Below are 21485 nucleotides of genomic sequence, written 5' to 3'. Positions count from 1 at the left end.
ACGGCTGGGCCCCGACCGCGTACGGCCCCGGGGCCGAGCCTCACCGAAGTACGGCGAAGGGGCCGGGGAGAGCGTCTCCCCGGCCCCTTCGCCGTACGCCGTAACGTGCCCGTGCCCGTGCCCGTGCCCGTGCCCGTGCCCGTGCCCGGCCGGCGGTGACGCCGGTCAGGGACCGGCCAGGCCCAGCTCCTCGTCCCGCGCCGCCTCCGCCTCACGGCGCATCAGCCGGAACCACATGAAGACCACGAAGCCGGCGAAGACGAACCACTCCGCCGTGTAGCCGAGGTTCTGGAACGCCTTCGCGTCCAGGCCGGTGCCCGCCGCCGCGGCCGCCGGCACCGGCGTCAGACCGGCGGGCGAGTCGGTGAGCGTCACCCAGGCGTCGTACACGTCGTCGGTCACCACGTTCACCAGCGCCGCCGCGCTGATCATGCCCAGCTGCCCCTCGGGCAGCCCGCCGGCCGTCCGCACGCCCTTCGTGCCCTGGTTCTCCGACGCCTGGAGCGCGCCCACGGCCGTGACCTCCCCGGACGGCGGCGCCGGGGCCTCCGCGCCCGCCGGGAGCCAGCCCCGGACCACGGGCAGCGACCGCCCGTCGTCCGTCGTCAGGAGCGTCAGCACGTACGAGCCCCGCCTGCCGTCCAGCTCGCGCTCCGGCACCAGGAACTGCTGTCCGTACCGGCCGGTGGCCTCGGCGACACGGCCGGAGGTCTCCTTGTCCACCGGCAGCAGCGACGCCAGCGGCGCGGCCCGCTGGGCGCTCGCGGCGGGCTTCCGCTCGGCCTCCTGGTGGGAGTCGACGCGATCCTCGAACTTGCCCAGCTGCCAGGTCCCCATGAACACGCAGAAGGGGATGGCCAGCAGGACGAAGAGATTGATCCCCCACCAGCGGGGGGTCCTCAGGAACCGGTACACGCCCCCCACGGTACGGGGACGGTCCCGGCGCCCCGCCGGGAGGGCATCCGAATCCCGGCGCGCGCTCCTCAGGACGCCGCGTCCGGCCGCCCCAGCCGGATCACCGCGCGCCCGCCCGCCAGGTCCACCGTGGTCCGGCGCGGCGGAGCCCCGTCCTCCTCGTCGTCACGGAGCAGCAGGGCGCTCTGCCGCTCCTTCAGCTCGCTCTGCTTGCCCGGCGAGAAGGTGGCGTGAAGCTGCTCGAAACCGGTCGAGGAGACCGTGCCCCGGCGCTTCCCGCGGCCGGTCATACGCAGGAACTGGTCGGCGAAGGCGACCGCGGTCAGCAGGATGACCAGCCCGGGCAGCGTCACGAACACGGCGAACTCCATGCCCCCAGGAGACCACGGCGCACCGACGGCCGGAAGGGCCTGTCCCCGGGGCCCCGGGGGAGCGCGAGGCCGTGCGTGCCCCCGTCAGGGATCGGGCCGGACGTGGTGCGTCCGGCGGCCGTCCGCACCGAGCACCTGCGCCCCGATCTTGTACGTGCGCATGCTGACCGCCGTCCCCGTGATCCGCAGTGCCGGGGCGGCCCGCACCAGCCCCGCCGTGATCTCGTGCAGCTCGTCGACCGAGCCCAGCCACATCGCCACCGCCAGGTTGTGCGGACCGGTCACCGAGGTGATCACCTGGGTGCGGCGCACCCGGGTCAGCGCCGCCACCGTCGCCGGCTCGTCCAGCGGCGCCACCTGGGCCGTCACCATCGCCCACACCGGGCGCCCGGAGAAGCGGGGCGCCGGCTGGCAGTGGTGGTGGAGCGCGCCGCCCGCAGACAGGAGGTCCAGCCTGCGCCGTACCGTCGACTCGCTGGTGCCGCACTGCCGGGCGAGCTCGGCGGCGGTCCTGCGGGCGTCCCCGGCCAGCTCCGCGACCAGCCGCCCGTCCAGCTCCGTCACATGGGGGGCCACGCGCGCGCGTGCGGGGTCCCGCCGCTCCAGGGCCGTCACCTCGGTGAGCAGCCGCGCCTGGGCGGGGGTGAGGTGCTCGACCCGGGAGCGGTAGGGGCGGTTGTGCATCCGGGTGACGACCTGGGTGCGGGCCCGGAGCACGCCGGGCAGCCGGCGCACCCGGCCGGTGACGTAGGCGTCGAGGGCGGGCAGGTCCGGCGCGATCAGCAGCAGGACCAGATCGGCGCCGCCGGTCACCGCGTGCACGCCGAGGGTGCCCGGGTCGCCGGACAGCTCGATCGCCGTCGACTCCGCGCTGTCGGCGGTGCACTCCAGCTCGACCCAGGCGTAGAGCGCGGACTCGGTGCCGCGCCGCCCTATGAGGAGCGACGTCCAGGCGTACCCGCCCGAGGTGAGGTGCTCCCAGCGGCGCGCGAGAGTGTCGGGCCCGGTTCTGAGGACGGTGGAGAGCTGGGTCCAGCTGGCCCGCGGGAGGAGCTGGAGCGCGTGGATCAGCGACATGTCCGCCTCTCCCAGGACGGATTCCCCGGTCTGCATTTCCCTCCTTGGCCGATCCCCGGAAAACCTTGGTCGTGGATCCGAGGGCACCCCAGGATGTGGACCAGGGCCTATGCATTCAAGCCGCCTCGACGCTCGATGGCCATGACATCGGCCGGAAGTCACAGCGACGACACCCGACGGCGGACCATATCCGGCGGAACAGGGCCACGGGGGACGGGAACCATGGGGCGAGCGGCGGAAGAACCTCCGGAGTACGAGGTGTTGTGGGGCGAGCCGGTCGCCGCCGCCCAGCTCGCCGTCGCGGAGGAGGGGTACGCGACGGCCGGCCCCGCCGAACGGCTGCTGTGGGAGCGGCTGTCGGTCTTCGAGGGCGCCTTCGACCGGCGGGCCGTGGAGGAGGTCTGCGGGTACGGGGCGCTGGCCGCCGTCGACGTCGGCGCCGTCCTGGACCGGCTGGCGCCGCGGGCGCTGCTGCCGGTGGACGACCTGTTCGACGGGGAGGACGGCGGGCCGCGCCACTGGATGCCGCACCCGGTGAGGGCGGTCGGCGCCCGCAGGCTCACCGCCCGCGGCGACCGCTGGATCGCGCTCCTGCACCACCGGAGGTGGTGCGTGAAGGTCGCCCGGCGGGCCTCCGAGTGGTGGCAGCGGGGCCGGCAGCTGGACGCCCGCGACCTGGCGCTGCGCGAACTCCCCGACCTGGCCGCCGCGATGGACCCGACGACGGCGCCGCTCGCCCCCGGCGACGAGGCCGGCGCGGCCCTGGAGATCGCCGTCTCGCTGTGGTTCCTGTGGGTGGCCTGCGGGCGGGTGGCCGAGGGGCGGACCCGGCTGCGGCACGTCCTCTCGCTGCACCAGGCGCCGCCGCCCGCCCGGGCGCTGTGGCTCGCCGCCTTCCTGGAGCTGGAGTCGGGCCGTCCGGAGGAAGCCGACCCGCTGCTCGTGAGGGCGTGGGCGAGCGCGGTACGGGACGGGGACGAGCGGTGCCTGGGGCTGCTGGCCCATCTGCGCGGCTCGATCGCCCTCTACCAGGGCCGCCCCCGGGCGGCGGCGGGCGAGTTCCGGGAGGCGCTGGAACAGATCGGGGACGTGCCCGACTTCGGCCCCACCCGGGAGGCGTGCTGGGCGGCGCTGGCGCTGTGTTTCAGCCGTACCGACCCGGAGGCCGCACAGGAGGCGCTGGACCAGCTGGAGCTGGACGGGGTGGGGCGGCGGACCTGGGCGGGCCGGGACCTCTTCGCCGACGCCTGGGGGGACCACGCCCGTGCCGAACTCCTCGCCTGGGACGGGGAGCGGGTCCGGGCCGCCGAGCACGCCCGCCGGGCGCTGTGCGAACACCTGCGGCTCGGCTCCGCGACGGGCGCCGCCTGCGCGGCCGAACTCCTCGCCCGGATCAGGCTGCTCGACGGCCGTCCGGACCGGGCCGCCCATCTCCTCGGCGCTGTCGACCTGTTGCGCACCTCCGTCTTCGACACCTCATACCGGCCGGCCCGTTACTGCTCGGTGGCACGGGCCCGCAGCGACGCGGCACTGGACGCGCTGCTCGGCGACCCGGCACTGCGCGAGGCGTACGAAGAGGGCGCCCGCAAGGGCCTGTTCGCGCTCTCGCGGGAGCGGTGACCCACCTTCGGGGCCACGGGCGACCCACCTTCGGGGCCACGGGCCACCTTCGGGATTGGCGGGCGACCCAGCTTCGGGGCCACGGGGCGACCCGTCCTCGGGGCCACTCGCGACCCGTCCGGGGCGTGGGTGCCCGTCCGAGGGGTGAGGTGACTCACCCGCGCGGGGTGGGGACGGACCGGCCTCCGGAGAGTTGTCCACAGCTTCGCTCCGAGGCCCTGCCCGGGCGCTGTGCGGTGCCTACGATGAAGCCATGATCGCTTTCGCGGTGTCCGCCCTTTTCCTCCTCCTCTTCGGGGTCGGTCTGCTGCGCGACCGCCGCCGCTTCGGGAACGCGGTGTACCTCGGTCTCGCCGTCACCTTCCTCGGCCTCGGCCTGCTCTCGGCCGTCGACGACCTGCCGCACGGCCTGACCGAGACGGTCCTCGTCCTTCTCCTGCTGGTCCTCTGCCTGGGCCCGGTGGTCCTCGCCTGGCTGCTCTGCGTCAACGGCGTCAAAATGGTCCGCAGAGAGGGCAGAAGCCCGGCCAACCTGCTCTCGCTCCTCGCCGGCCTCGGCATATTCGGCGTGCTCGGACTCACGGCGGTCGCGGTCCTCGCCCGCTCCCGGGTCCTCGGCGTCATCGCCGTCACCCTGCTCCTCGTCCTCGGATACGTCTCCTTCCTCTTCCTCTGCTTCGTGGGGTACGCGTTCCTGTACGGCCGGATGCGGCTGCGCCGCGACGCGGGCTTCGTGGTGGTGCTGGGCTCCGGGCTGATCGGCGGCCGGCGGGTGCCGCCGCTGCTCGCGAGCCGGCTCGACCGGGGGCGGGAGGTGTACGAGCGGCTGGCCGAGCGCGGCGGGCCGGTGCCGCCGCTGCTCGTCGCCTCCGGCGGCCAGGGGCCGGACGAGGAGCTGCCGGAGTCCCACGCCATGGCCGCGTACCTGGTGGAGCGGGGTTTCCCGGAGGACCGGATCGTCCGGGAGGACCGTTCCCGCAACACGGAGGAGAATCTGCTGTTCAGCAAGGAGCTGATGGAGGCGGAGCGGCCGGGCGCCGGCTGCGTGATCGTCACCAACAACTTCCACGCCTTCCGGGCCGCGCTGATGGCGAGGAAGGCGGGGGTGGACGGCCAGGTGGTGGGATCGCCGACCGCCGCGTACTTCTGGCCGAGCGCCACCATCCGCGAGTTCGTGGCGGTCTTCCTGGAGTACCGGGTGGTCAACCTGACGGTCTGCGCCGTGCTGCTCGGCATCGGCTGCCTGGGGCTCGCCGTCGCGGGGTGATGCCCGGCTCCGGAGGGCGGGCCGGGCCCGGCGTCCCTACGCTGGAGGGACGGAGGTGTCCGAGGGCGTCGGCGGCGGCGCCCGGAGCCGCCGTGGAGGTGACCTGATGAGGCGACGCCACCACTTCCACATCGACTACCGGGGCCATTCGGTCTCGGCGACCGTGGAGACCGGCCTGCGGCCCGTGGTCGAGGTCCTGGTCGACGGCAAGGAGACCGGGCACATGGCCGCCAAGGAGGACCGCCCGGTGGCCGTGCCGATCGAGCTGCCGACGGACCCGCCGACCCCGGCGACCGTCCGTGCCACCCTGGGCCCCGGCGTGCCCCGCTGCCTCCTCCTCGCCGAGGGCGACCCCGACCCGCACGTGATGGCGCCCCGCCTGTACTGAGAGGCGGCACGGCCGGCTCAGGAGAGCCAGGCCATGCCGATGAAGAGGAAGACGACGAAGGCGAGCACCCCGGCGACGGCGGCCGTCTTGCGCGGCCTGCGGCGGGACAGCTCGGCGAGCGCGCCCCCGGCCGACCCGGCGCTCCCGCCCCGCTCGGGCGCCCGCCGCCGCGACCCGCCCACCGGCGCGGTGGCGGACGTCGGAGCGGCCAGCCGGCCGGAGAAGGACGAGGCGGAGGGAGGGGAGGGAGGGGAGGGGGCGGGGGCCCGGGTGGCGGGCATGGCGGCCGGCGAGCCCACGGGCGCCGTGTGCGGCGCGGCCTGGCCGGGCGGGGCGTGGACGGCCCCGGGCATGGCCGCGGCGGCGGGCCGGGGGGCGTACTCCCGCCAGGCCCCGGAGCCGAACCAGTCGGCGATCGCCTGCGCCGGCGGGCGCTGCTCGGGCTGCTTGGCCAGCAGGCTCAGCAGGTACGCCTCGAAAGCGGGCGTGAGCACGACCCCGAGCCGGCTCGGCGGGGTCGGCGCGCTGTCGATGTGCTGGTACAGCAGGGCGGTCGCGGTGTCCGCGCGGAAGGGCGGGTGGCCGGTGAGCAGCTGGTAGAGGACGCACCCCAGCGAGTACACGTCGGAGGCGGGCGAGGCGGGCTTGCCGAGCGCCCGCTCCGGAGCCAGGTAGAGGCCGGTGCCGACGATCTGCCCGGTCGTGGTGAGCCCGGCCGAGGGGTCGTCGACGAAGCGGGCGATGCCGAAGTCGGCCAGCTTGACCGTGCCCTCGGCGTCCATGAGCAGATTGCCGGGCTTGATGTCGCGGTGGACCACGCCCTGCCGGTGGGCGGCGGCAAGGCCGGCGGCGGCGTGCGCGGCGACCACGGCGACCCGCTCGGCGGGCAGGACCAGGGGGTGGGCGGGGGAGGAGGCGAGGCTGTCGCCCTCGACCAGCTCCATCACCAGGAAGAGCTTGCCGTCCCAGGTGCCGAAGTCGAAGACGCCGACGACGTGCGGGTGGCTGAGCCGGGCGGCGGTCTGCGCCTCCAGGCGGAAGCGGTCGGCACCCGAGGGGTCGGTGGACTGCGCCAGCATCAGCTTGACGGCGACGGGCCGGCCCAGGACCTCGTCGGTGGCCTGCCACACCTCGCCCATTCCGCCACGGCCGATACACCCGTGTAGCCGATATCGGTCCGCGACCAGCACCAGGAGACGCCCTTTCGACAATCGATCACTTGACGGCAGAGCACCAGGGTAGAGCCGCAACCCGAGCGTCCTCGCCGCGCTCCCCCCGAAGCGGAACCACGGCGGAACCGCCGCCGTACGCACGGACGTCCGGAAGGGCCCCGGGGGTTCCGCCGCCGACTGTCCGGTCTCGTCCGGCCCGGATCCTCCCCCGGCCCGGCGCACCCCGCTCCACCCCCGCCGGCCCCTCGCCACACCCCCGCCGGCCCCTCGCCACACCCCCCGACCCATTCCCGGGTCCCACCCCCGACCCATCCCCCGGTCAACCCCCGATCCGCTCCCGACCCACCCCGGCCGCGCCCCGCGTTCCCGCTCCGGTTCCCGTTCCGGTTCTCGTCGGGTTCCTTCCGGGTTCCGTCCGGGTTCCCGGAGGGTGAACAATGGGTGCCGTGGGGTCGGCGGGAGCCGGCCCGTACGCGAGACCCGACCCCGACCTGGAACGGAGTGGACCGTGGCGCGACCGCGAGTGGGCGTGGCGGTACTGACGATGGGCACCCGCCCCGAGGAGCTGGGCGCGCTGCTCGACTCGGTGGCGAAGCAGGACGAGCCCGCCGCCCGGGTGGTCGTGGTCGGCAACGGCACGGGTTCGCTGCCCGCGCTCCCCGAGGGCGTCACCGGTGTGGAGCTGCCCGAGAACCGCGGGGTGACCGGCGGCCGGAACGTGGCCATCGACACCCTCCGCTCCTTCGGGGACGTGGACGTCCTGGTCGACCTGGACGACGACGGCCTGCTCGTCGACACGGACGTCTTCCGCCGCCTGGTGGACCTGTACGAGACCGAGCCGAAGCTCGGCGTCGTCTCCTTCCGGATCGCCGACGAGACGGGCGAGACCCAGCGCCGGCACATCCCCCGCCTCGGCGCGAAGGACCCGATGCGCGGCGGCGAGGTCACCACCTTCCTCGGCGGCGGCCACGGCCTGTCGATGCCGATGCTCGACCGGATCGGCGGCTGGCCGGAGGAGTTCTTCTTCGCGCACGAGGAGACCGACCTGGCGTGGCGGGCGCTCGACGCCGGCTGGCGGATCCGGTACGAGCCCGAGCTGCTGCTCCAGCACCCGAAGACCAGCCCGGCCCGGCATGACGTCTACTACCGGATGACCGCCCGCAACCGCGTGTGGCTGGCGAAGCGGAACCTGCCGGCCCCGCTCGTCCCGCTCTACCTGGTGGTCTGGGTCCTGCTCACCGTCGCCCGCACCCGCTCGGTGCGCGGCCTGCGCTCCTGGTTCGCCGGGTTCGGGGAGGGCCTGAAGGCCCCCGCGGGGCAGCGCCGCCCGATGCGCTGGTCGACCGTGCTGCGCATGACGAAGCTGGGCCGCCCGCCGATCATCTGACGCCACCGGGCCGGGAGTTCACGCAGATCATCCGGCGCCACCGGGCCGGGGTTCACGCCGATCATCCGGCGCCACCGGGCGGGGGTTCACGCCGATCATCCGGCGCCACCGGCCCACCGGCCCAGCGGAACCCTGGTCATCCGAAGCCACCGGACGGCGGTGCCCCCGCCGCCGGTGACTCCCCGACGGTCAGGAACTCCCCTACCGTCAGGAACCCCTCGGCCGTCAAGAACCCCTCGACCGCGTCCGCCCAGCCCTCCGGGTCCTCCCAGAACGGCAGGTGACCGGTGGCGAGTTCGGCCGTCCGCGCGCCCGGGACGGCGGCCGCGAGGGCGCGCTGCCGGGCGGGGGAGACGAGCGGGTCCTCGGTGGTGACGACGACGAGCACCGGCACCGCGAGCCGCCCCAGGTCCTTCCGTACGTCGATCCGTCCGGCGAGCTCCAGATGGGCCGGGGTCCCGGCGGGCGGGGCGGGCGCGAGCATCAGCATGGCGCGCAGCCGCGCCGGGTCGGTCCGTTCCAGGAACGTCTCGCCCAGCCCGGTCAGCGCCAGGTGCTCGGCGAGCAGCCGGTGCCGCCCGCTCTCGTACAGCCCCCGCCAGAGCGAGACGCCCAGCCGCATCCGGTGGTCGAGGCGGGCGAACGGCGCGGTCAGCACCAGGCCGGTGACCCGCTCCGGATGCCGGACCGCGAGCCGTACGGCCAGCGGGGCTCCCACCGAGTACCCGCAGACCGCGAAGGTCCCGGCCCCGGCGGCGTCCGCGGCGGCCACGAACCCGTCGACGACCTCGTCCACCCCGAGCCCCTCGCGCTCCGGCAACTCCCCTCGTACGAAGGGGAATCGGTCGCCGATCCGGCGCGTCAGCCAACCGAAGTGGGTCTCGGTGCTTCCCCCGGCCCCGTGGATCAGCAGCAGCCCCGCCACCCCGAACCCCCCGTTCCCTCACACGACTTGCCCCGCCCCTGCCTATCACGGCGGGAGCGGGGCGGGGACGGGACGGGACGGGGCGGGGCGGGGTCGGGTCCGGTCAGGGTCCGGCTAGTCGGTGATCTCGACCCTCCCGTGCGCGCCGTCGACCGGCGCGGCGGGCACGGGGGCCGCCGCCGGGACCGCCTTGGCGGTGAGGCCCTGGAGGAGGGAGGAGAGGTCGACTCCCGTGGTGGAGCTGAGGAGTTCCATGCCCTGGGCGACGTTGTCCGCGACCGCGCGGGGCAGCTTGCCGGCGCCGTCGGTGGAGATGACCGTCATCTTGTCGACGGCGGCGAGCGGCTCCGCCGCCTTGGCGACGACCTGCGGCAGGACCTCGACCAGCATCTGGAGCACGGCCGCGTCGCCGTACCGCTCGAACGCGTCGGCCCGCTTGTGCATGGCCTCGGCCTCGGCGGCGCCCTTCGCCGCGATGGCGCCGGCCTCCGCGTCGCCCTCCAGCCGGACGGCCTCCGCGATGGCGGCACGCCGGGCCCGCTCGGCCTCACCGCGCTTGGCGCCCTCGATGGCCTCGGCCTCCGCCAGGGCCTGGCGGCGCTGCTTCTCGCCCTCACCGGTGAGCCGGGCCCGCTCGGCCTCGGCCTCGGCCGCCGCGATGGACGCCGTCCGCTCGCCCTCGGCCTGCTTCACACGGGCGGTGCGCTGCGCCTCGGCCTGCTGCTCGGCCTCGTACCGCTTGGCGTCGGCGGGCTTGCGGACCTGGGTGTCGAGCTGGCGGTCGGTCAGGGCGGCCTGCCGGGCGGCGACCTTCTCCTGCTCGGTGAGGATGTCCTGCTGGCGGGCGGCCTCGGCGAGCGGTCCGGCGGCGTTGGCCTGGGCGGCGGCCTCGTCCGTCTGCGCCTTGATCTCGGCCTGCTTCAGGTACAGGGTCCGCTGGGCGACCGCGATCTCCTCCTCGGCCTTCAGCCGGGCCTGTTCGGCGGCGCGCCGGGCCTCGGCCTCGGCGATGTCGGCCTCCTGCTTGGCGCGGGCGGCCTCGGGCCGGCCGAGGTCCTCCAGGTAGGAGCCCTCGGTGGTGATGTCCTGGATCTGGAAGGCGTCCAGGACGAGGCCCTGCCCGGAGAGGCTGGCCTCGGCCTCCTCGGCGACCTGTCCGGCGAAGGCGGCACGGTCGCGGATGATGTCCTCGACCGACATCCGGCCGACGATGGACCGCAGCGCGCCGGAGAGCACCTCCTGGGTGAAGCCGACGATGCCGTCCTGCTGCATCAGGAAGCGCTGGGCGGCGGCGCGGATGGAGTCCTCGGTGCCGCCGACCTTGACGATGGCGACGCCCTCCAGGTTGGCCTTCACGCCGCGCAGGGTGACGGCGCCGCGGACGGCGATGGGGATGTGCCGGCTGGAGAGGTCGAGGGTGAACCTCTGCTGCACGAACGGCACGACGAAGACCCCGCCGCCGACGACGACCTTCTGGCCGCTGTTGTCCGTGTAGACGCGGCCGGTCGCGGGATCGGTGGCCTGCTTGCCGCGCCGGCCGGTGATGATGAACGCCTCGCTCGGGCCCGCGACCTTGTAGCGGGTGACGACGGCGAGGGCGAGCAGGACGACGAGGACGACGATGCCCACCACGGCGGTGAGGACAGGGCTCATGACGAAACCCCCTTCGATCGGGTACGGCGGAGAGGACGGCGGGAGGGGCGGGCGGGGCGGGCGGGGCGGCGGAGGTCAGCGTTCGACGGGGCGCACGTGGACGGAGGTGGCCGAGAGGACCGACTCGACCCACACCTCGGTGCCGCGCGGGACCGGCTCGGACGCCTTCGCCGCGTACTTCACGGGCTGGCCGGCCAGATACAGCAGCACCTCGCCGTAGCCGTCCGCCGGGACGGCGGTGACCACCGACCCGGAGCTGCCGGTCAGGTCCTCCCCGCGCGGCGCGGGGGCGGTCGTGTCGCGCAGCAGTGCCCGGCTGAACCGCCAGGTCACCCACCCCACGCCCACCCCCGCGACCGCACCCGCGCCGGCGGCGGTCCCGGCCCCCGTTCCGGTCGTGCCGAGCACGACCGCCCCCGTGAGGCCGAGCGCCGAGAGGAATCCGGCGACCACCGGCAGCGACAGCAGCCCGTCCAGCCCCCCGAAGCCGTCGAAGAGCCCTTCCAGGACCCCGTCGAAGACCAGGCTCAGGACGAGCAGCAGCAGACCACCGATGCCGAGACCGAGAAACCAGACCATGTCCCCGCTCCTCCGGTCGCCGTGTCCTGCCCGCCGTCAGAAGGATCGTTTCATCGCACAGCCACCGCGCGCATTGCCGGTCTCCGGCAATCTTTACGCGTTCTTAATGCCGTCCGGAAACGGACGCCGCGCAGCCCCCGCCCGCGGCCGCCCCGCCCTCACAGCGCCTCCTCGGGCCGCCCCGCCCTCACAGCGCTCCTCGGCCCGGCCGCCCTCACAGCGCCTCCTCGGGCCAGCCGAGCAGTCGGGCCCCGATCGCGGCGGTCTGGAGCGTGTACCGCTGGGTGGGGTCGCCGGGGTCGGCGCCGGTGAGCCGGTGGATCCGGTCGAGCCGGTACGTGACGGCCCGCACGCTCAGCGCCAGCCGCCGGGCCGCCTCCGTGGTGACGCATCCCGCGTCGAAGTAGGCGTGCAGGGTGTCGAGCAGCGGCCGCGCGCCGCCCCGGGCCGTCGCGAGCGGCCCGAGCACGGTCCCGACGAGATCGGCCATGGCCTGCCGGTCGCGCCCGAGCACCGGATAGACCAGCAGGTCGGCGGCGTACAGCACCGGCCCGTCGAGCCCGAGGCGGTCGGCGAGGTCGAGCGCGCCGAGCGCCTCCTCGTACGAGTGGACGACCCCGCCGGCGCCCGGATGCGGGCGCCCGATCGCGACCAGGCTGCCCTCGGCGCTGGCGTACGTCTGCTTGGCGAAGTGGGCGAGGACCTCGGGCTCGTCGGCCGGCGCGACGCAGATCAGCCGCCCGTCCTTGGTGGTCAGCAGGATCCGCCGGGTGGGGAAGCGGGCGAGGAGCGAGGACTCCACGCTCCGCGAGACGGGATACCCGTCCCCGAACGGCTCCGGCGCCCGCGCCACCGCCACGGCGTGCGCGTGCGAGAGCAGCAGCCCGAAGCGCTCGGCCCGCTGGGCCAGCCGCCCCAGGTCGCTCCGCCCGTAGAGCAGGTCGTCGACGAACTCCCGCCGCGCCGCCTCCTCCTGGCGGACCGCCAGCTTCTGGGCCCGCTCGTGCCCCTCCGCGAAGGCGTCGACGGCCTGCTCGACGGCGCCCAGGAGCAGGTCCGGATCGACCCCCCGGGGCAGCCCGCCCCGTACCTCCCGCGCGGCCGCCAGATGCGCCCGTACGAGCGCCCGGAGCCCGATCCCCGCCTCTGCGGCCCGCTCCCCGCGCTCCCGCAGCCCCTCCAGCTCCTCCCGCCTCAGCCGTCGCCCGGTCGCGCATACCCCGGCCAGAATCCCGTCGTACCCGTCGAGGTACGCCCCGTACCCCTCGTACGACTCCTGCGACCTGTGCTCCGTCACGGCACACCCTCCCCGCGCGAGGTCTCTCCCCCGGAAACGACTCAGGGCCCGACCCGCTTGCGCGGATCAGGCCCTGAACCTCTGGCTGTCGGGGTGGCGGGATTTGAACCCACGACCTCTTCGTCCCGAACGAAGCGCGCTGCCAAGCTGCGCTACACCCCGATGTCGCTGCTCTGTTCCTCACGTCGCGGCGACATCGATTACTTTAGCCCACCCGCGCCCAGAGACGAAATCCGGTTTCGGCGCCCCGCCACCGCAGGTCGGAAGCGGTCCGCCGTGACGAGGAGGAGGCCGAGGGCGCAGAAGGCGAGGCCGAGGACGAGGGCGTTGACCAGGACACCGGCGTAGCCGCGGACGGCGACGTCGAGGAAGGGGTACGTGTAGCGGGTCCGGGTGCCGGCGGGCAGCAGGGCGCCGCGGACGAGGGCGAAGAGCAGGTACGTGCCGGGCGCGGCGAGCCAGAGCACCGCGTACCGGGGGCGGAGCGCTCCCGGCGGGGTGAGGAGCAGCCACTCCAGGGCGACGCCGAGCGGGGTGACGGTGTGCAGGAGCTGGTTGGCGACGGCGCGGGCCCCGGTGAGCCGGGCGATGTCGGCGGCCTGGTTGAAGGGGCTCGCCGGGTTGTCGAGGACCAGGTGGAAGACGAGCCCGACGATCGCGATGCAGAGCAGCACCCCGCCGGTCCACACCGCGGGCACCGGCGGCCGGCCGGTCCAGGCGCGGGCGGCGCCCAGGCCGAGGACGACGGCGACGGCGGTGTTCGACCAGATCGTGAAGAAGCTGAAGACGACGAGGGGGTTCCCCTCGACGCACTCGATCACGATGCCGGTCGCCGCGGCCAGGGCGATCAGGCCGCGGACGACGGCGGTGAAACGGTTCGGCATGGCCCTCACCGTACGGGGGCCGTCGCGCCCCCGTAGGGAGTTCAGGCGCGTGCCGTCAGGGTGAGCAGCGTCGCCTCGGGCGGGCAGGCGAAGCGGACCGGGGTGAAGCGGTTGGTGCCGCAGCCCGCGGAGACGTGCAGGTAGGAGGTGTGGCCGCCGGCGGTGTGGGTGGAGAGCCCCTTCACCCGGCCGGTGTCGAGGTCGCAGTTGGTGACGAGGGCCCCGTAGAAGGGGATGCACAGCTGCCCGCCGTGGGTGTGGCCGGCGAGCAGCAGCTCGTAGCCGTCGGCGGTGAAGGCGTCGAGGGCGCGCAGGTAGGGGGCGTGCACGATGCCGAGCGAGAAGTCCGCCGACGCCTCGGGGCCGCCGGCCACCCGCTCGTACCGGTCCCGCTTGATGTGCGGGTCGTCGAGGCCGGTGAAGGCCAGGTCGCCCTGGGGCAGCTTGAGCCGGCCGCGGGTGTTGGTGAGGTCCACCCAGCCGGCCGCGTCGAAGGCCTCCTTCATGCCCTCCCAGGGGTTGTGCACGGCGCCGACGACCGGCTTGTTGCCGTTGAGCCCGTGCCGGCCCTGCATCTTCTCCACCAGGTAGAGGGCGGGGTTGCGCAGCCGGGGGCCGTAGTAGTCGTTGGAGCCGAAGACGTACACGCCGGGGAACTCCATCAGCGGGCCCAGCGCGTCGAGGAGCTCCGGCACGGCCTCGGTGTCGGAGAGGTTGTCGCCGGTGTTCACGACGAAGTCGGGGCGGAGTCCGGCGAGCTTCTGGAGCCAGGCCCGCTTCTTGTCCTGGCCGCACACCATGTGCACGTCGGAGACCTGGAGGACCCGCAGGTCGTCCATGCCCGGTGGCAGGACGGGGACGGTGATCCGGCGGAGCCGGAAGGAGCGGGCCTCGAAGCCCGCCGCGTAGACGAGTCCGGCCGCGGCCGTCGCCGCGACGCCTGCCGTGATCTTCAGGGGGATCCCGTACCGTGCGCGCATCCCCCCATCGTTCCAGACCCGCGGGGTGGAAATGGACGGGCGGCGGGCGGCGGGCACCTGCCACACTTGATGCCATGACCACGCTCAAGGCACGACTGAAGGACGACCTCAACGCCGCGATCAGGGAGCGCGACGAACTGCGCTCCTCGACCCTGCGGCTCACCATCACCGCGATCACCAAGGAGGAGGTCGCGGGCAAGACCAAGCGCGAGCTCTCCGAGGACGAGGTGCAGAAGGTGATCGCCAAGGAGGCGAAGAAGCGGCGCGAGGCCGCCGACGCCTTCGAGCAGGGCGGTCGCCACGAGTCGGCCGAGCGCGAGCGGGCGGAGGGCGTCCTCCTCGACGCCTACCTCCCCAAGCAGCTCTCCGACGACGAGCTGGACGGGATCGTCGCCGCCGCCGTCGAGGAGGCGAAGGCCGCCGGCGCCGAGGGCCCCCGCGCCATGGGCGCCGTCATGAAGATCGTGAACCCGAAGGTCGCCGGCCAGGCCGAGGGCGGTCGCGTGGCCGCCGCGGTGAAGAAGCTCCTCGCGGGCTGAACCGCCCCCGTACGCGCGAAGGGCGCCGCCCGCCGGAGATCCGGTGGGCGGCGCCCTTTCTCATGCGCCCGAGGGGCGTGTCGTGCGTCGACGCGTACCGCGCGTCAGCGGTCGTCCCGTCCGTTGCCGCCCCGGTCGCCGCCGATCAGATCGGGGAGCGAGATGCCCGGGAGCGGGTCGTCCCGCCGGTCGCCCGGCTTGTTCTTGTCCCGGTCGCGCGGCTTGTCGTCGGCGGGCTTGTCCTTCTTCGGGTCCTTCGGCTTCTCGGCCCGGGGGACCTTGATGCCGACGAAGGAGGGCTTCTGGTCGTCGAGCGCGCCCGTCATCGCGATCCGCCAGATCGGTCCGGGCAGGCAGCCACCGCAGACCTTCTCGTAGTAGACGCCGCCGATGGTGAGGTCGAACATCTCGTCGCGCTCGCCGACGTCGTCGCCGACCCAGACCGCGGTGGACAGGTTCGGGGTGTAGCCGACGAACCAGGCGTCCTTGCGGCCCTCGGTGGTACCGGTCTTGCCCGCGTTGTCCCGGTCGCTCAGGCCCGCCCGGGTACCGGTGCCGTCCTCGACGACGCCCTTCAGCATCTGGTTGACCATGTCGGCGGTGCGGTCGGACATGGCCCGCGTGCACTTGGTCTGCGGCACGTTCAGCTTGTCGCCGTTGGCGGCCTTGATGGAGTCGATGACCACCGGGGCGCAGTAGATGCCGCGGTTGGCGAAGGTCGCGTAGACGTTCGCCATGTCGAGCGGGGTGCTCTCCAGGGAGCCGAGGGTCGCGGACGGGCTCTGCCGGATCGGCTTGCCCAGCTCGCGCTCGTAGCCGACCTTCTTCGCCATGGTCAGCGTCTCGCAGAGGCCGGCGGCCTGCTCCAGCTTGGCGAAGTAGGTGTTGATGGACTTGCCGAGGGCGCTCGTCATGTCGTACGCCCCCTTCTCCGACTTGAGCTCGTTCTGGACGGACCAGTCGGCGTAGCCCGACGGCTTGCCGTCGCAGCGCGTGTAGTCGCTCTCCTTCATGGAGATCTTCCACGGCGTGTCGTAGCTCGTCGCCGGGGAGAGGCCCTTCTCCAGGGCGGCGGCGGCCGTGATCGGCTTGAAGGTCGAGCCGACCGGGAAGCCGTACGTGGTGCCGCCCATCTTGCTGCCGACGGCGAGGTTGAGCGTGGTCTGGTGCTGCTTCTGGTCCAGGCCGTACGGGCGGGACTGGCTCATCGACAGGACCTTGCCGGTGCCGGGCTGCACCTGGACCACGGCGGTCGCGACCCCGTCGTCCTTGTTGACCTTGGCCACGGCCGCCTCGTTCGCCGCCGCCTGCGCCTTCGGGTCGAGCGTGGTCCGGACGGTCAGACCGCCCAGGTTCCACAGCTTCTGCCGGTCCTCGGCCGTCTTGCCGAAGACCGGGTCGCTGAGGATCGTCTTGCGGACGTAGTCGCAGAAGAAGCCGGCGCCGTCGACGGCGGTGATGCAGCCGTTCCTCGGCGTCTTCACCTTCAGCTTGATCGGCGCGGCCTTGGCCTTGTCGAACTCGGCCTGGCTGATGTCGCCGACGTCCGCCATCCGCTGGAGGACGATGTTCCGCCGCTTGGTGGCTTCCTGGAGGTCGTTGATCGGGTCGAAGCGGCTCGGCGACTGGACCAGGCCGGCCATCATCGCGGCCTCGCCAAGCTCCAGCTTGGCCGCGGGCTTGGAGAAGTAGCGCTGCGAGGCGGCCTCGATGCCGTACGCCTGCTGCCCGAAGAACGTGATGTTGAGGTAGTTCTCCAGGATCTTCTTCTTGCCCAGCTCCTCCTCGACCTGGATCGCGTACTTCAGCTCGCGGACCTTGCGGCCGATCGTCTGCTGGGTGGCCTGGGCGACCTTCTCCGGGTCGTCACCCGCCTCCTCGACGAAGACGTTCTTCACGTACTGCTGGGTGAGGGTGGACGCGCCCTCGGAGACCCCGCCCGACTGCGCGTTCTTGTTGATGGCGCGCAGCACGCCCTTGAGGTCGATGGCCCCGTGCTCGTAGAAGCGCGAGTCCTCGATCGCGACGATCGCCTTCTGCATGTAGGGGGAGATCTTCTCCAGCGGCACCACCTTGCGGTCCCGCGAGTAGACCGTGGCGATCACCCCGCCCTTGGAGTCCAGGATGGTGGTGCGCTGACTGAGCGGCGGGGTCTTCAGATTGGAGGGGATCTCGTCGAACCCCTCCACCGTGCCCTTCGCCGCCAGACCCAGTGCGCCGGCCGCGGGCAGGGCGATGCCCGCCAGCACGGCTCCGGAGAGCACACTGACACCGAGGAACTTGGCGGCCTGCTGGGTCCCGGTCAGACCACCGCCCGAGCGCTTCTTTGCCATGGGGGCAGCCTACGTTCTCAATCACCGGACACGCGTATATGCCTTGGCCTAAGCTGCTCCCAACTGTCACAGGAGTGCGGTCCCGTATCAACCCCCGTGCGTGACAATCGCCTGATTTCCGGCACCCGTTCCCGCGTCCCCGAATCCGCGGGAAGAGTGTGTCCGATTCCGGGGTGTGTGTCGCGGGGTGCCCCATAACACACGCATGTCCTTCGATCACTCCCCTGGGTGATCTGACGCGCACGCATAGTCCGTTCGGACCATTCAAGATTGGGCCCGAAGGGGGTGTTGCGCTGTCCCCGCCTTCCGTAACGTCCCAACTGGCAGCGGTGAATATGCCGCTGCCGCCGTGGGGGAGCCTCGATTCGGGAGAGGACGGCGCCGGTATGGGCTGGGTAGCTGACTGGAGTGCGCAGGCGGCCTGCCGCACTACCGATCCGGATGAACTTTTCGTGCAGGGAGCGGCACAGAACAGGGCAAAGGCGGTGTGCACCGGCTGCCCGGTGCGCACCGAGTGCCTCGCCGACGCCCTGGACAACCGTGTGGAGTTCGGTGTGTGGGGCGGCATGACGGAGCGCGAGCGCCGTGCCCTGCTGCGCCGGCGTCCCACGGTCACCTCGTGGCGGCGGCTCCTGGAGACCGCGCGCACCGAGTACGAGCGCGGCGCGGGCCTGCTGCCCGTGGCCATGCAGGACGACGCGACGTACGAGGAGTACGCCGCGGTCGGATAGTCCCGCTCGCTCCCTGAGGTCCCGTCAGGACCGCTCGCGCGGGGAGGAGAGGCGCTCACCGATGGCCCGCAGCCCGGCGAGGTCGTGCACATCGCCGGGCAGGGCGGCCACCTCGGTCACCGCCACCTCGGGGTGGAGGGCCGTGAAGCGGTCCCGCGTGCGCTGCTCGCGCGCGATCACCCGCATCCGCTCGGCATGAAGCCGGAGCAGACCCGCGGTGAGCCGCGCGATGTCCGGATCGGACCCGGGATCGGTGTCCGTGCTGCGGTGCTCTTCGGGCACCTCGGCCGTGGGGGCAGCCTCGGGTGCGGCGGAGGGGTGTGCGGGGGAGTCGGCGGCGGTGGCGTGCGACGGCTCGGACGAGGTGGCCTGGACGCCACGCACTCCAGCCTTCCCGGGCCCCTGATCCACAATGCGGCCCTCGTCAAGATTTTCCGCGGCGGCCCGCGCCCGCTCGGCCGAGAGCCGCTCCGCCCCGCTGCCGTGCACCCGGTTGAGGACGAGACCGGCCAGCGGCATGCCCTCGGCGGCCAGCCGCTCCACGAAGTACGCCGCCTCCCGCAGCGCGTCCCGCTCGGGCGCCGCGACGACGAGGAAGGCCGTGCCCGGAGCCTGGAGCAGCCGGTACGTGGCGTCCGCCCGCGTCCGGAAGCCGCCGAACATCGTGTCCATCGCGGCCACGAAGGTCTGCACGTCCCCCAGGAACTGACCCCCCAGCAGCTTCCCCAGCGTCCCCGTCATCATCGACATGCCGACGTTGAGGAACTTCATCCCGGCCCGGCCGCCCACCTTCGCCGGCGCCATCAGCAGCTTGATGAACTTCCCGTCGAGGAAGGAACCGAGCCGTTTCGGCGCGTCCAGGAAGTCCAGCGCCGAGCGTGACGGCGGGGTGTCGACGACGATCAGGTCCCACTCGTCCCGGGCCCGCAGCTGGCCCAGCTTCTCCATCGCCATGTACTCCTGCGTACCGGCGAACCCGGCCGACAGGGACTGGTAGAAGGGGTTCTCCAGGATCGCCCGGGCCCGGGCCGGCTCGGCGTGCGCCTCGACGATCTCGTCGAAGGTCCGCTTCATGTCCAGCATCATCGCGTGCAGCTCGCCGCCGCCCTCGCCGCGGCCACCCTCCTCGCCGCCGCCACCCTCCTCGCCCTCGCCGGAATCGCCGCGCGACGCCCCCACCGGATCCGGGCCCCCGATGCCGTCCACTCTGCGCGGGGTGTTGTCCAGCGCGTCGATGCCCATCGACTGGGCCAGCCGGCGCGCCGGGTCGATGGTGAGCACCACCACCCGCCGGCCCCGCTCGGCCGCCCGCACACCCAGCGCCGCCGCCGTGGTCGTCTTGCCGACCCCGCCCGCGCCGCAGCAGACGATGATCCGGGTGTCCCGGTCGTCGAGGATCGGGTCGATCTTCAGGAAGGGCACCGCGTCCATGCCGCCGCCCGCGGGGGGAACCGGCCCGCCGGCCTCGGCCGGGGCGGCCACGCCGTCCGCCGGGCCCGGGGTCTTCTCCGTCACGCCGCACCCACCCCTTGCTTCCGCAGTTCCTTCGCGAGGCGGTAGAGGCCCGCGATGTCCGCCCCGTCCCCCAGGTACGGCAGCTCGTACGCCGGGACGCCGACCTCCTCCAGGACGGCGCGCTGGGTCCGCTCCAGCTCCACCCGCCGGGCGTGCTCGGCCGCCTGGTCGAGCAGCGGCTCCACGAGCCCGACACCGCCCGTGACCCCGGCGGCCGCCAGCGTCCGCGCGATCGCCTCGCGGTGGTCGCCGGAGGCGGCCCGTACCGCCGCCTCGTCCAGGACGTGCGGGCGGACCATGTTCACCACCACCCGGCCCACCGGCAGCCCCGCCGCGCGCAGCTCCGCGACGCCGTCCGCCGTCTCCTGGACCGGCATCTCCTCCAGGAGCGTCACCAGGTGCACGGCCGTCTCGGAGGACTTGAGGACCTTCATCACGGCCTGCGCCTGGTTGTGTATCGGGCCGATCCTGGCCAGCCCGGCCACCTCGTCGTTCACGTTCAGGAAGCGGGTGATGCGGCCGGTCGGCGGCGCGTCCATCACCACGTGGTCGTAGACCGGACGGCCGTCCTTCTCCCGCCGGCGGACCGCCTCGCACGCCTTGCCGGTGAGCAGGACGTCCCGCACTCCCGGCGCTATCGTCGTCGCGAAGTCGATCGCGCCGAGCTTCTTCAGCGCCCGGCCCGCGCCGCCCAGTTTGTAGAACATCTGAAGGTAGTCGAGGAGCGCGCGCTCGGCGTCGATCGCCAGCGCGTACACCTCGCCGCCGCCCGGAGCCACGGCGATCTTGCGCTCCTCGTAGGGAAGCGCCTCCGTCTCGAAGAGCTGTGCGATGCCCTGTCTGCCTTCGACCTCGACGAGGAGCGTGCGCTTCCCCTCCGTCGCGAGGGCGAGGGCGAGGGCGGCGGCGACCGTCGTCTTACCGGTACCGCCCTTGCCGCTGACGACCTGGAGCCTGCTCACGCTGTCGAGCCTAACCACTGGCGGGCCCGCGCAATCAGCGGACCGCCCCGGAGAAGTCCCCGAGGCCGGGCCCTAGGGGGAGAGCCTCGGAGGAGCACTCCTCCACAACGGCTACAGTCGGCTCCATGACCAAGTGGGAGTACGTCACGGTGCCGCTTCTGGTGCACGCGACCAAGCAGATTCTCGACAACTGGGGCCAGGACGGCTGGGAGCTCGTCCAGGTCGTGCCCGGGCCCAACCCGGAGCAGCTGGTGGCCTACATGAAGCGGCCGCAGTCGTGAGCGGGGCCGTCGAGGCGCGGATCGCCGAGCTGGGCCTGAAGCTGCCCGAGGTCGTCCCGCCGCTCGCCGCCTACCAGCCGGCCGTCCAGTCCGGCGTGTACGTCTACACCTCGGGCCAGCTCCCGATGGTGGAGGGCAAGCTTCCGGTGACCGGCAAGGTCGGCGCCGAGGTGACCGCCGAGGAGGCCAAGGCGCTCGCCGCCACCTGCGCGCTGAACGCGCTCGCGGCCGTCAAGTCGGTCGCCGGTGACCTCGACCGGATCAAGCGCGTCGTGAAGGTCGTCGGCTTCGTCGCCTCCGCCGCCGACTTCACCGGCCAGCCCGGCGTCATCAACGGCGCCAGCGAGCTGCTCGGCGAGATCCTCGGCGACAAGGGCGTGCACGCCCGCAGCGCCGTCGGCGTCACCGTCCTGCCGCTCGACGCCCCCGTCGAGGTCGAGGTCCAGGTCGAGCTGACCGAGGCCTGACCGGACCCGTCCGCACGAGAGCCGGGGGGCCCCCCCCCCCGGGGGCGGGGGGGGGGGGCGGGCGGGGGGTGGGGGGGGGCCCCCCCCCGGCGCCCCCCGGGGGGGGGGCGCCCGCCGCGGCCCCCCCCCCCCCCCCCCCCCG

General features: G+C 73.5%; 21 protein-coding genes and 1 tRNA gene. 8 read left to right on the top strand and 14 right to left on the bottom strand.

What is annotated here, in order from left to right; genetic code table 11:
• Positions 1–165 precede the first annotated feature (165 nt).
• The 3 genes from ACFYT9_RS03255 to ACFYT9_RS03245 all read right to left on the bottom strand — a co-directional run bounded on the left by ACFYT9_RS03255 (position 166) and on the right by ACFYT9_RS03245 (position 2399).
• A complete protein-coding gene (locus ACFYT9_RS03255) occupies positions 166–915 on the bottom strand; it encodes an SURF1 family protein (RefSeq protein WP_387275133.1) in 750 nt (249 codons plus the stop codon).
• A gap of 68 nt (positions 916–983) precedes the next feature.
• Positions 984–1286: a DUF6191 domain-containing protein gene (locus tag ACFYT9_RS03250; protein WP_389160641.1), complete on the bottom strand. Its 303-nt coding sequence runs from the start codon at positions 1284–1286 to the stop codon at positions 984–986.
• A gap of 84 nt (positions 1287–1370) precedes the next feature.
• On the bottom strand, positions 1371–2399 hold the full coding sequence (locus tag ACFYT9_RS03245) for an Lrp/AsnC family transcriptional regulator (protein WP_387275135.1): 1029 nt from the start codon (positions 2397–2399) through the stop codon (positions 1371–1373).
• A gap of 186 nt (positions 2400–2585) precedes the next feature.
• Here ACFYT9_RS03245 and ACFYT9_RS03240 point away from each other — a divergent pair, with 186 nt between their 5' ends.
• The 3 genes from ACFYT9_RS03240 to ACFYT9_RS03230 all read left to right on the top strand — a co-directional run bounded on the left by ACFYT9_RS03240 (position 2586) and on the right by ACFYT9_RS03230 (position 5638).
• Entirely contained in the window at positions 2586–3983 is a 1398-nt protein-coding gene (locus ACFYT9_RS03240) for a tetratricopeptide repeat protein (protein WP_389160639.1), read from the top strand.
• Positions 3984–4236: 253 nt separating this feature from the next.
• A complete protein-coding gene (locus tag ACFYT9_RS03235) occupies positions 4237–5250 on the top strand; it encodes a YdcF family protein (RefSeq protein ID WP_376601979.1) in 1014 nt (337 codons plus the stop codon).
• A 106-nt stretch (positions 5251–5356) separates the two neighbouring features.
• Positions 5357–5638, top strand: a complete 282-nt coding sequence (locus ACFYT9_RS03230) for a hypothetical protein (protein WP_387275141.1) — start codon at positions 5357–5359, stop codon at positions 5636–5638.
• 17 nt (positions 5639–5655) lie between these two features.
• On the opposite strand, the gene ACFYT9_RS03225 is transcribed toward ACFYT9_RS03230, so the two are convergent.
• Positions 5656–6828, bottom strand: a complete 1173-nt coding sequence (locus tag ACFYT9_RS03225; protein WP_389161082.1) for a serine/threonine-protein kinase — start codon at positions 6826–6828, stop codon at positions 5656–5658.
• A gap of 490 nt (positions 6829–7318) precedes the next feature.
• Between ACFYT9_RS03225 and ACFYT9_RS03220 the strand changes: the two genes are divergently transcribed.
• Entirely contained in the window at positions 7319–8197 is an 879-nt protein-coding gene (locus ACFYT9_RS03220) for a glycosyltransferase family 2 protein (protein WP_389160638.1), read from the top strand.
• Positions 8198–8333: 136 nt separating this feature from the next.
• On the opposite strand, the gene ACFYT9_RS03215 is transcribed toward ACFYT9_RS03220, so the two are convergent.
• The 7 genes from ACFYT9_RS03215 to ACFYT9_RS03185 form a co-directional block, all read right to left on the bottom strand.
• The gene (locus ACFYT9_RS03215) at positions 8334–9122 is read right to left on the bottom strand and encodes an alpha/beta fold hydrolase (RefSeq protein WP_389160636.1); all 789 of its coding nucleotides are present in this window, start codon (positions 9120–9122) and stop codon (positions 8334–8336) included.
• Between the two features lie 114 nt (positions 9123–9236).
• On the bottom strand, positions 9237–10775 hold the full coding sequence (locus ACFYT9_RS03210; protein ID WP_387275145.1) for an SPFH domain-containing protein: 1539 nt from the start codon (positions 10773–10775) through the stop codon (positions 9237–9239).
• 75 nt (positions 10776–10850) lie between these two features.
• The gene (locus ACFYT9_RS03205) at positions 10851–11354 is read right to left on the bottom strand and encodes a hypothetical protein (protein WP_389160635.1); all 504 of its coding nucleotides are present in this window, start codon (positions 11352–11354) and stop codon (positions 10851–10853) included.
• Positions 11355–11568: 214 nt separating this feature from the next.
• Positions 11569–12651 carry a PucR family transcriptional regulator gene (locus ACFYT9_RS03200; RefSeq protein WP_389160633.1) on the bottom strand — a complete coding sequence of 361 codons (1083 nt, stop codon included), beginning with the start codon at positions 12649–12651 and terminating at the stop codon, positions 11569–11571.
• Positions 12652–12739: 88 nt separating this feature from the next.
• Positions 12740–12813 (bottom strand) — tRNA-Pro (locus ACFYT9_RS03195).
• Between the two features lie 38 nt (positions 12814–12851).
• The gene (locus tag ACFYT9_RS03190; protein ID WP_389160632.1) at positions 12852–13535 is read right to left on the bottom strand and encodes a Pr6Pr family membrane protein; all 684 of its coding nucleotides are present in this window, start codon (positions 13533–13535) and stop codon (positions 12852–12854) included.
• Positions 13536–13576: 41 nt separating this feature from the next.
• Positions 13577–14515 (bottom strand): metallophosphoesterase, encoded by a 939-nt coding sequence (locus ACFYT9_RS03185; protein ID WP_376605033.1) that lies wholly within the window; start codon positions 14513–14515, stop codon positions 13577–13579.
• A 74-nt stretch (positions 14516–14589) separates the two neighbouring features.
• Between ACFYT9_RS03185 and ACFYT9_RS03180 the strand changes: the two genes are divergently transcribed.
• Positions 14590–15054, top strand: a complete 465-nt coding sequence (locus tag ACFYT9_RS03180) for a GatB/YqeY domain-containing protein (protein ID WP_376605031.1) — start codon at positions 14590–14592, stop codon at positions 15052–15054.
• Positions 15055–15158: 104 nt separating this feature from the next.
• Here the strand turns inward: ACFYT9_RS03180 and ACFYT9_RS03175 are convergent, their stop codons facing one another.
• Positions 15159–17387, bottom strand: coding sequence for a transglycosylase domain-containing protein (locus tag ACFYT9_RS03175; protein WP_387280494.1), 2229 nt, complete (start codon positions 17385–17387; stop codon positions 15159–15161).
• 386 nt (positions 17388–17773) lie between these two features.
• Here ACFYT9_RS03175 and ACFYT9_RS03170 point away from each other — a divergent pair, with 386 nt between their 5' ends.
• A complete protein-coding gene (locus ACFYT9_RS03170) occupies positions 17774–18118 on the top strand; it encodes a WhiB family transcriptional regulator (RefSeq protein ID WP_030749207.1) in 345 nt (114 codons plus the stop codon).
• Between the two features lie 24 nt (positions 18119–18142).
• Here ACFYT9_RS03170 and ACFYT9_RS03165 read toward each other — a convergent pair whose 3' ends face one another.
• Together ACFYT9_RS03165 and ACFYT9_RS03160 are read right to left on the bottom strand one after the other, a co-directional pair.
• The gene (locus ACFYT9_RS03165) at positions 18143–19549 is read right to left on the bottom strand and encodes an ArsA family ATPase (RefSeq protein ID WP_389161080.1); all 1407 of its coding nucleotides are present in this window, start codon (positions 19547–19549) and stop codon (positions 18143–18145) included.
• 80 nt (positions 19550–19629) lie between these two features.
• Positions 19630–20595: an ArsA family ATPase gene (locus ACFYT9_RS03160; protein ID WP_376603620.1), complete on the bottom strand. Its 966-nt coding sequence runs from the start codon at positions 20593–20595 to the stop codon at positions 19630–19632.
• A 125-nt stretch (positions 20596–20720) separates the two neighbouring features.
• Here ACFYT9_RS03160 and ACFYT9_RS03155 point away from each other — a divergent pair, with 125 nt between their 5' ends.
• On the top strand, positions 20721–20876 hold the full coding sequence (locus ACFYT9_RS03155) for a DUF4177 domain-containing protein (RefSeq protein WP_158821993.1): 156 nt from the start codon (positions 20721–20723) through the stop codon (positions 20874–20876).
• Positions 20873–21343: a RidA family protein gene (locus ACFYT9_RS03150; protein WP_346170327.1), complete on the top strand. Its 471-nt coding sequence runs from the start codon at positions 20873–20875 to the stop codon at positions 21341–21343. The genes ACFYT9_RS03155 and ACFYT9_RS03150 overlap by 4 nt, the downstream gene beginning before the upstream one ends.
• Positions 21344–21485: the final 142 nt, after the last annotated feature.

Origin of the sequence: Streptomyces sp. NPDC004435 (assembly GCF_042873895.1) — a bacterium.
Classification (GTDB): Bacteria; Actinomycetota; Actinomycetes; order Streptomycetales; family Streptomycetaceae; genus Streptomyces.
The sequence above is the reverse complement of the archived record's forward strand: the minus strand, read 5'-3'. Positions and strand labels throughout refer to the sequence as shown.

Coding starts and splice junctions, on each gene's coding strand:
- ACFYT9_RS03240 (WP_389160639.1), top strand. CDS start 2,586: ATGGGGCGAGCGGCGGAAGAACCTCCGGAGTACGAGGTGTTGTGGGGC.
- ACFYT9_RS03165 (WP_389161080.1), bottom strand. CDS start 19,549: ATGGACGCGGTGCCCTTCCTGAAGATCGACCCGATCCTCGACGACCGG.
- ACFYT9_RS03210 (WP_387275145.1), bottom strand. CDS start 10,775: ATGAGCCCTGTCCTCACCGCCGTGGTGGGCATCGTCGTCCTCGTCGTC.
- ACFYT9_RS03235 (WP_376601979.1), top strand. CDS start 4,237: ATGATCGCTTTCGCGGTGTCCGCCCTTTTCCTCCTCCTCTTCGGGGTC.
- ACFYT9_RS03180 (WP_376605031.1), top strand. CDS start 14,590: ATGACCACGCTCAAGGCACGACTGAAGGACGACCTCAACGCCGCGATC.
- ACFYT9_RS03170 (WP_030749207.1), top strand. CDS start 17,774: ATGGGCTGGGTAGCTGACTGGAGTGCGCAGGCGGCCTGCCGCACTACC.
- ACFYT9_RS03185 (WP_376605033.1), bottom strand. CDS start 14,515: ATGCGCGCACGGTACGGGATCCCCCTGAAGATCACGGCAGGCGTCGCG.
- ACFYT9_RS03205 (WP_389160635.1), bottom strand. CDS start 11,354: ATGGTCTGGTTTCTCGGTCTCGGCATCGGTGGTCTGCTGCTGCTCGTC.
- ACFYT9_RS03230 (WP_387275141.1), top strand. CDS start 5,357: ATGAGGCGACGCCACCACTTCCACATCGACTACCGGGGCCATTCGGTC.
- ACFYT9_RS03245 (WP_387275135.1), bottom strand. CDS start 2,399: ATGCAGACCGGGGAATCCGTCCTGGGAGAGGCGGACATGTCGCTGATC.
- ACFYT9_RS03250 (WP_389160641.1), bottom strand. CDS start 1,286: ATGGAGTTCGCCGTGTTCGTGACGCTGCCCGGGCTGGTCATCCTGCTG.
- ACFYT9_RS03155 (WP_158821993.1), top strand. CDS start 20,721: ATGACCAAGTGGGAGTACGTCACGGTGCCGCTTCTGGTGCACGCGACC.
- ACFYT9_RS03175 (WP_387280494.1), bottom strand. CDS start 17,387: ATGGCAAAGAAGCGCTCGGGCGGTGGTCTGACCGGGACCCAGCAGGCC.
- ACFYT9_RS03190 (WP_389160632.1), bottom strand. CDS start 13,535: ATGCCGAACCGTTTCACCGCCGTCGTCCGCGGCCTGATCGCCCTGGCC.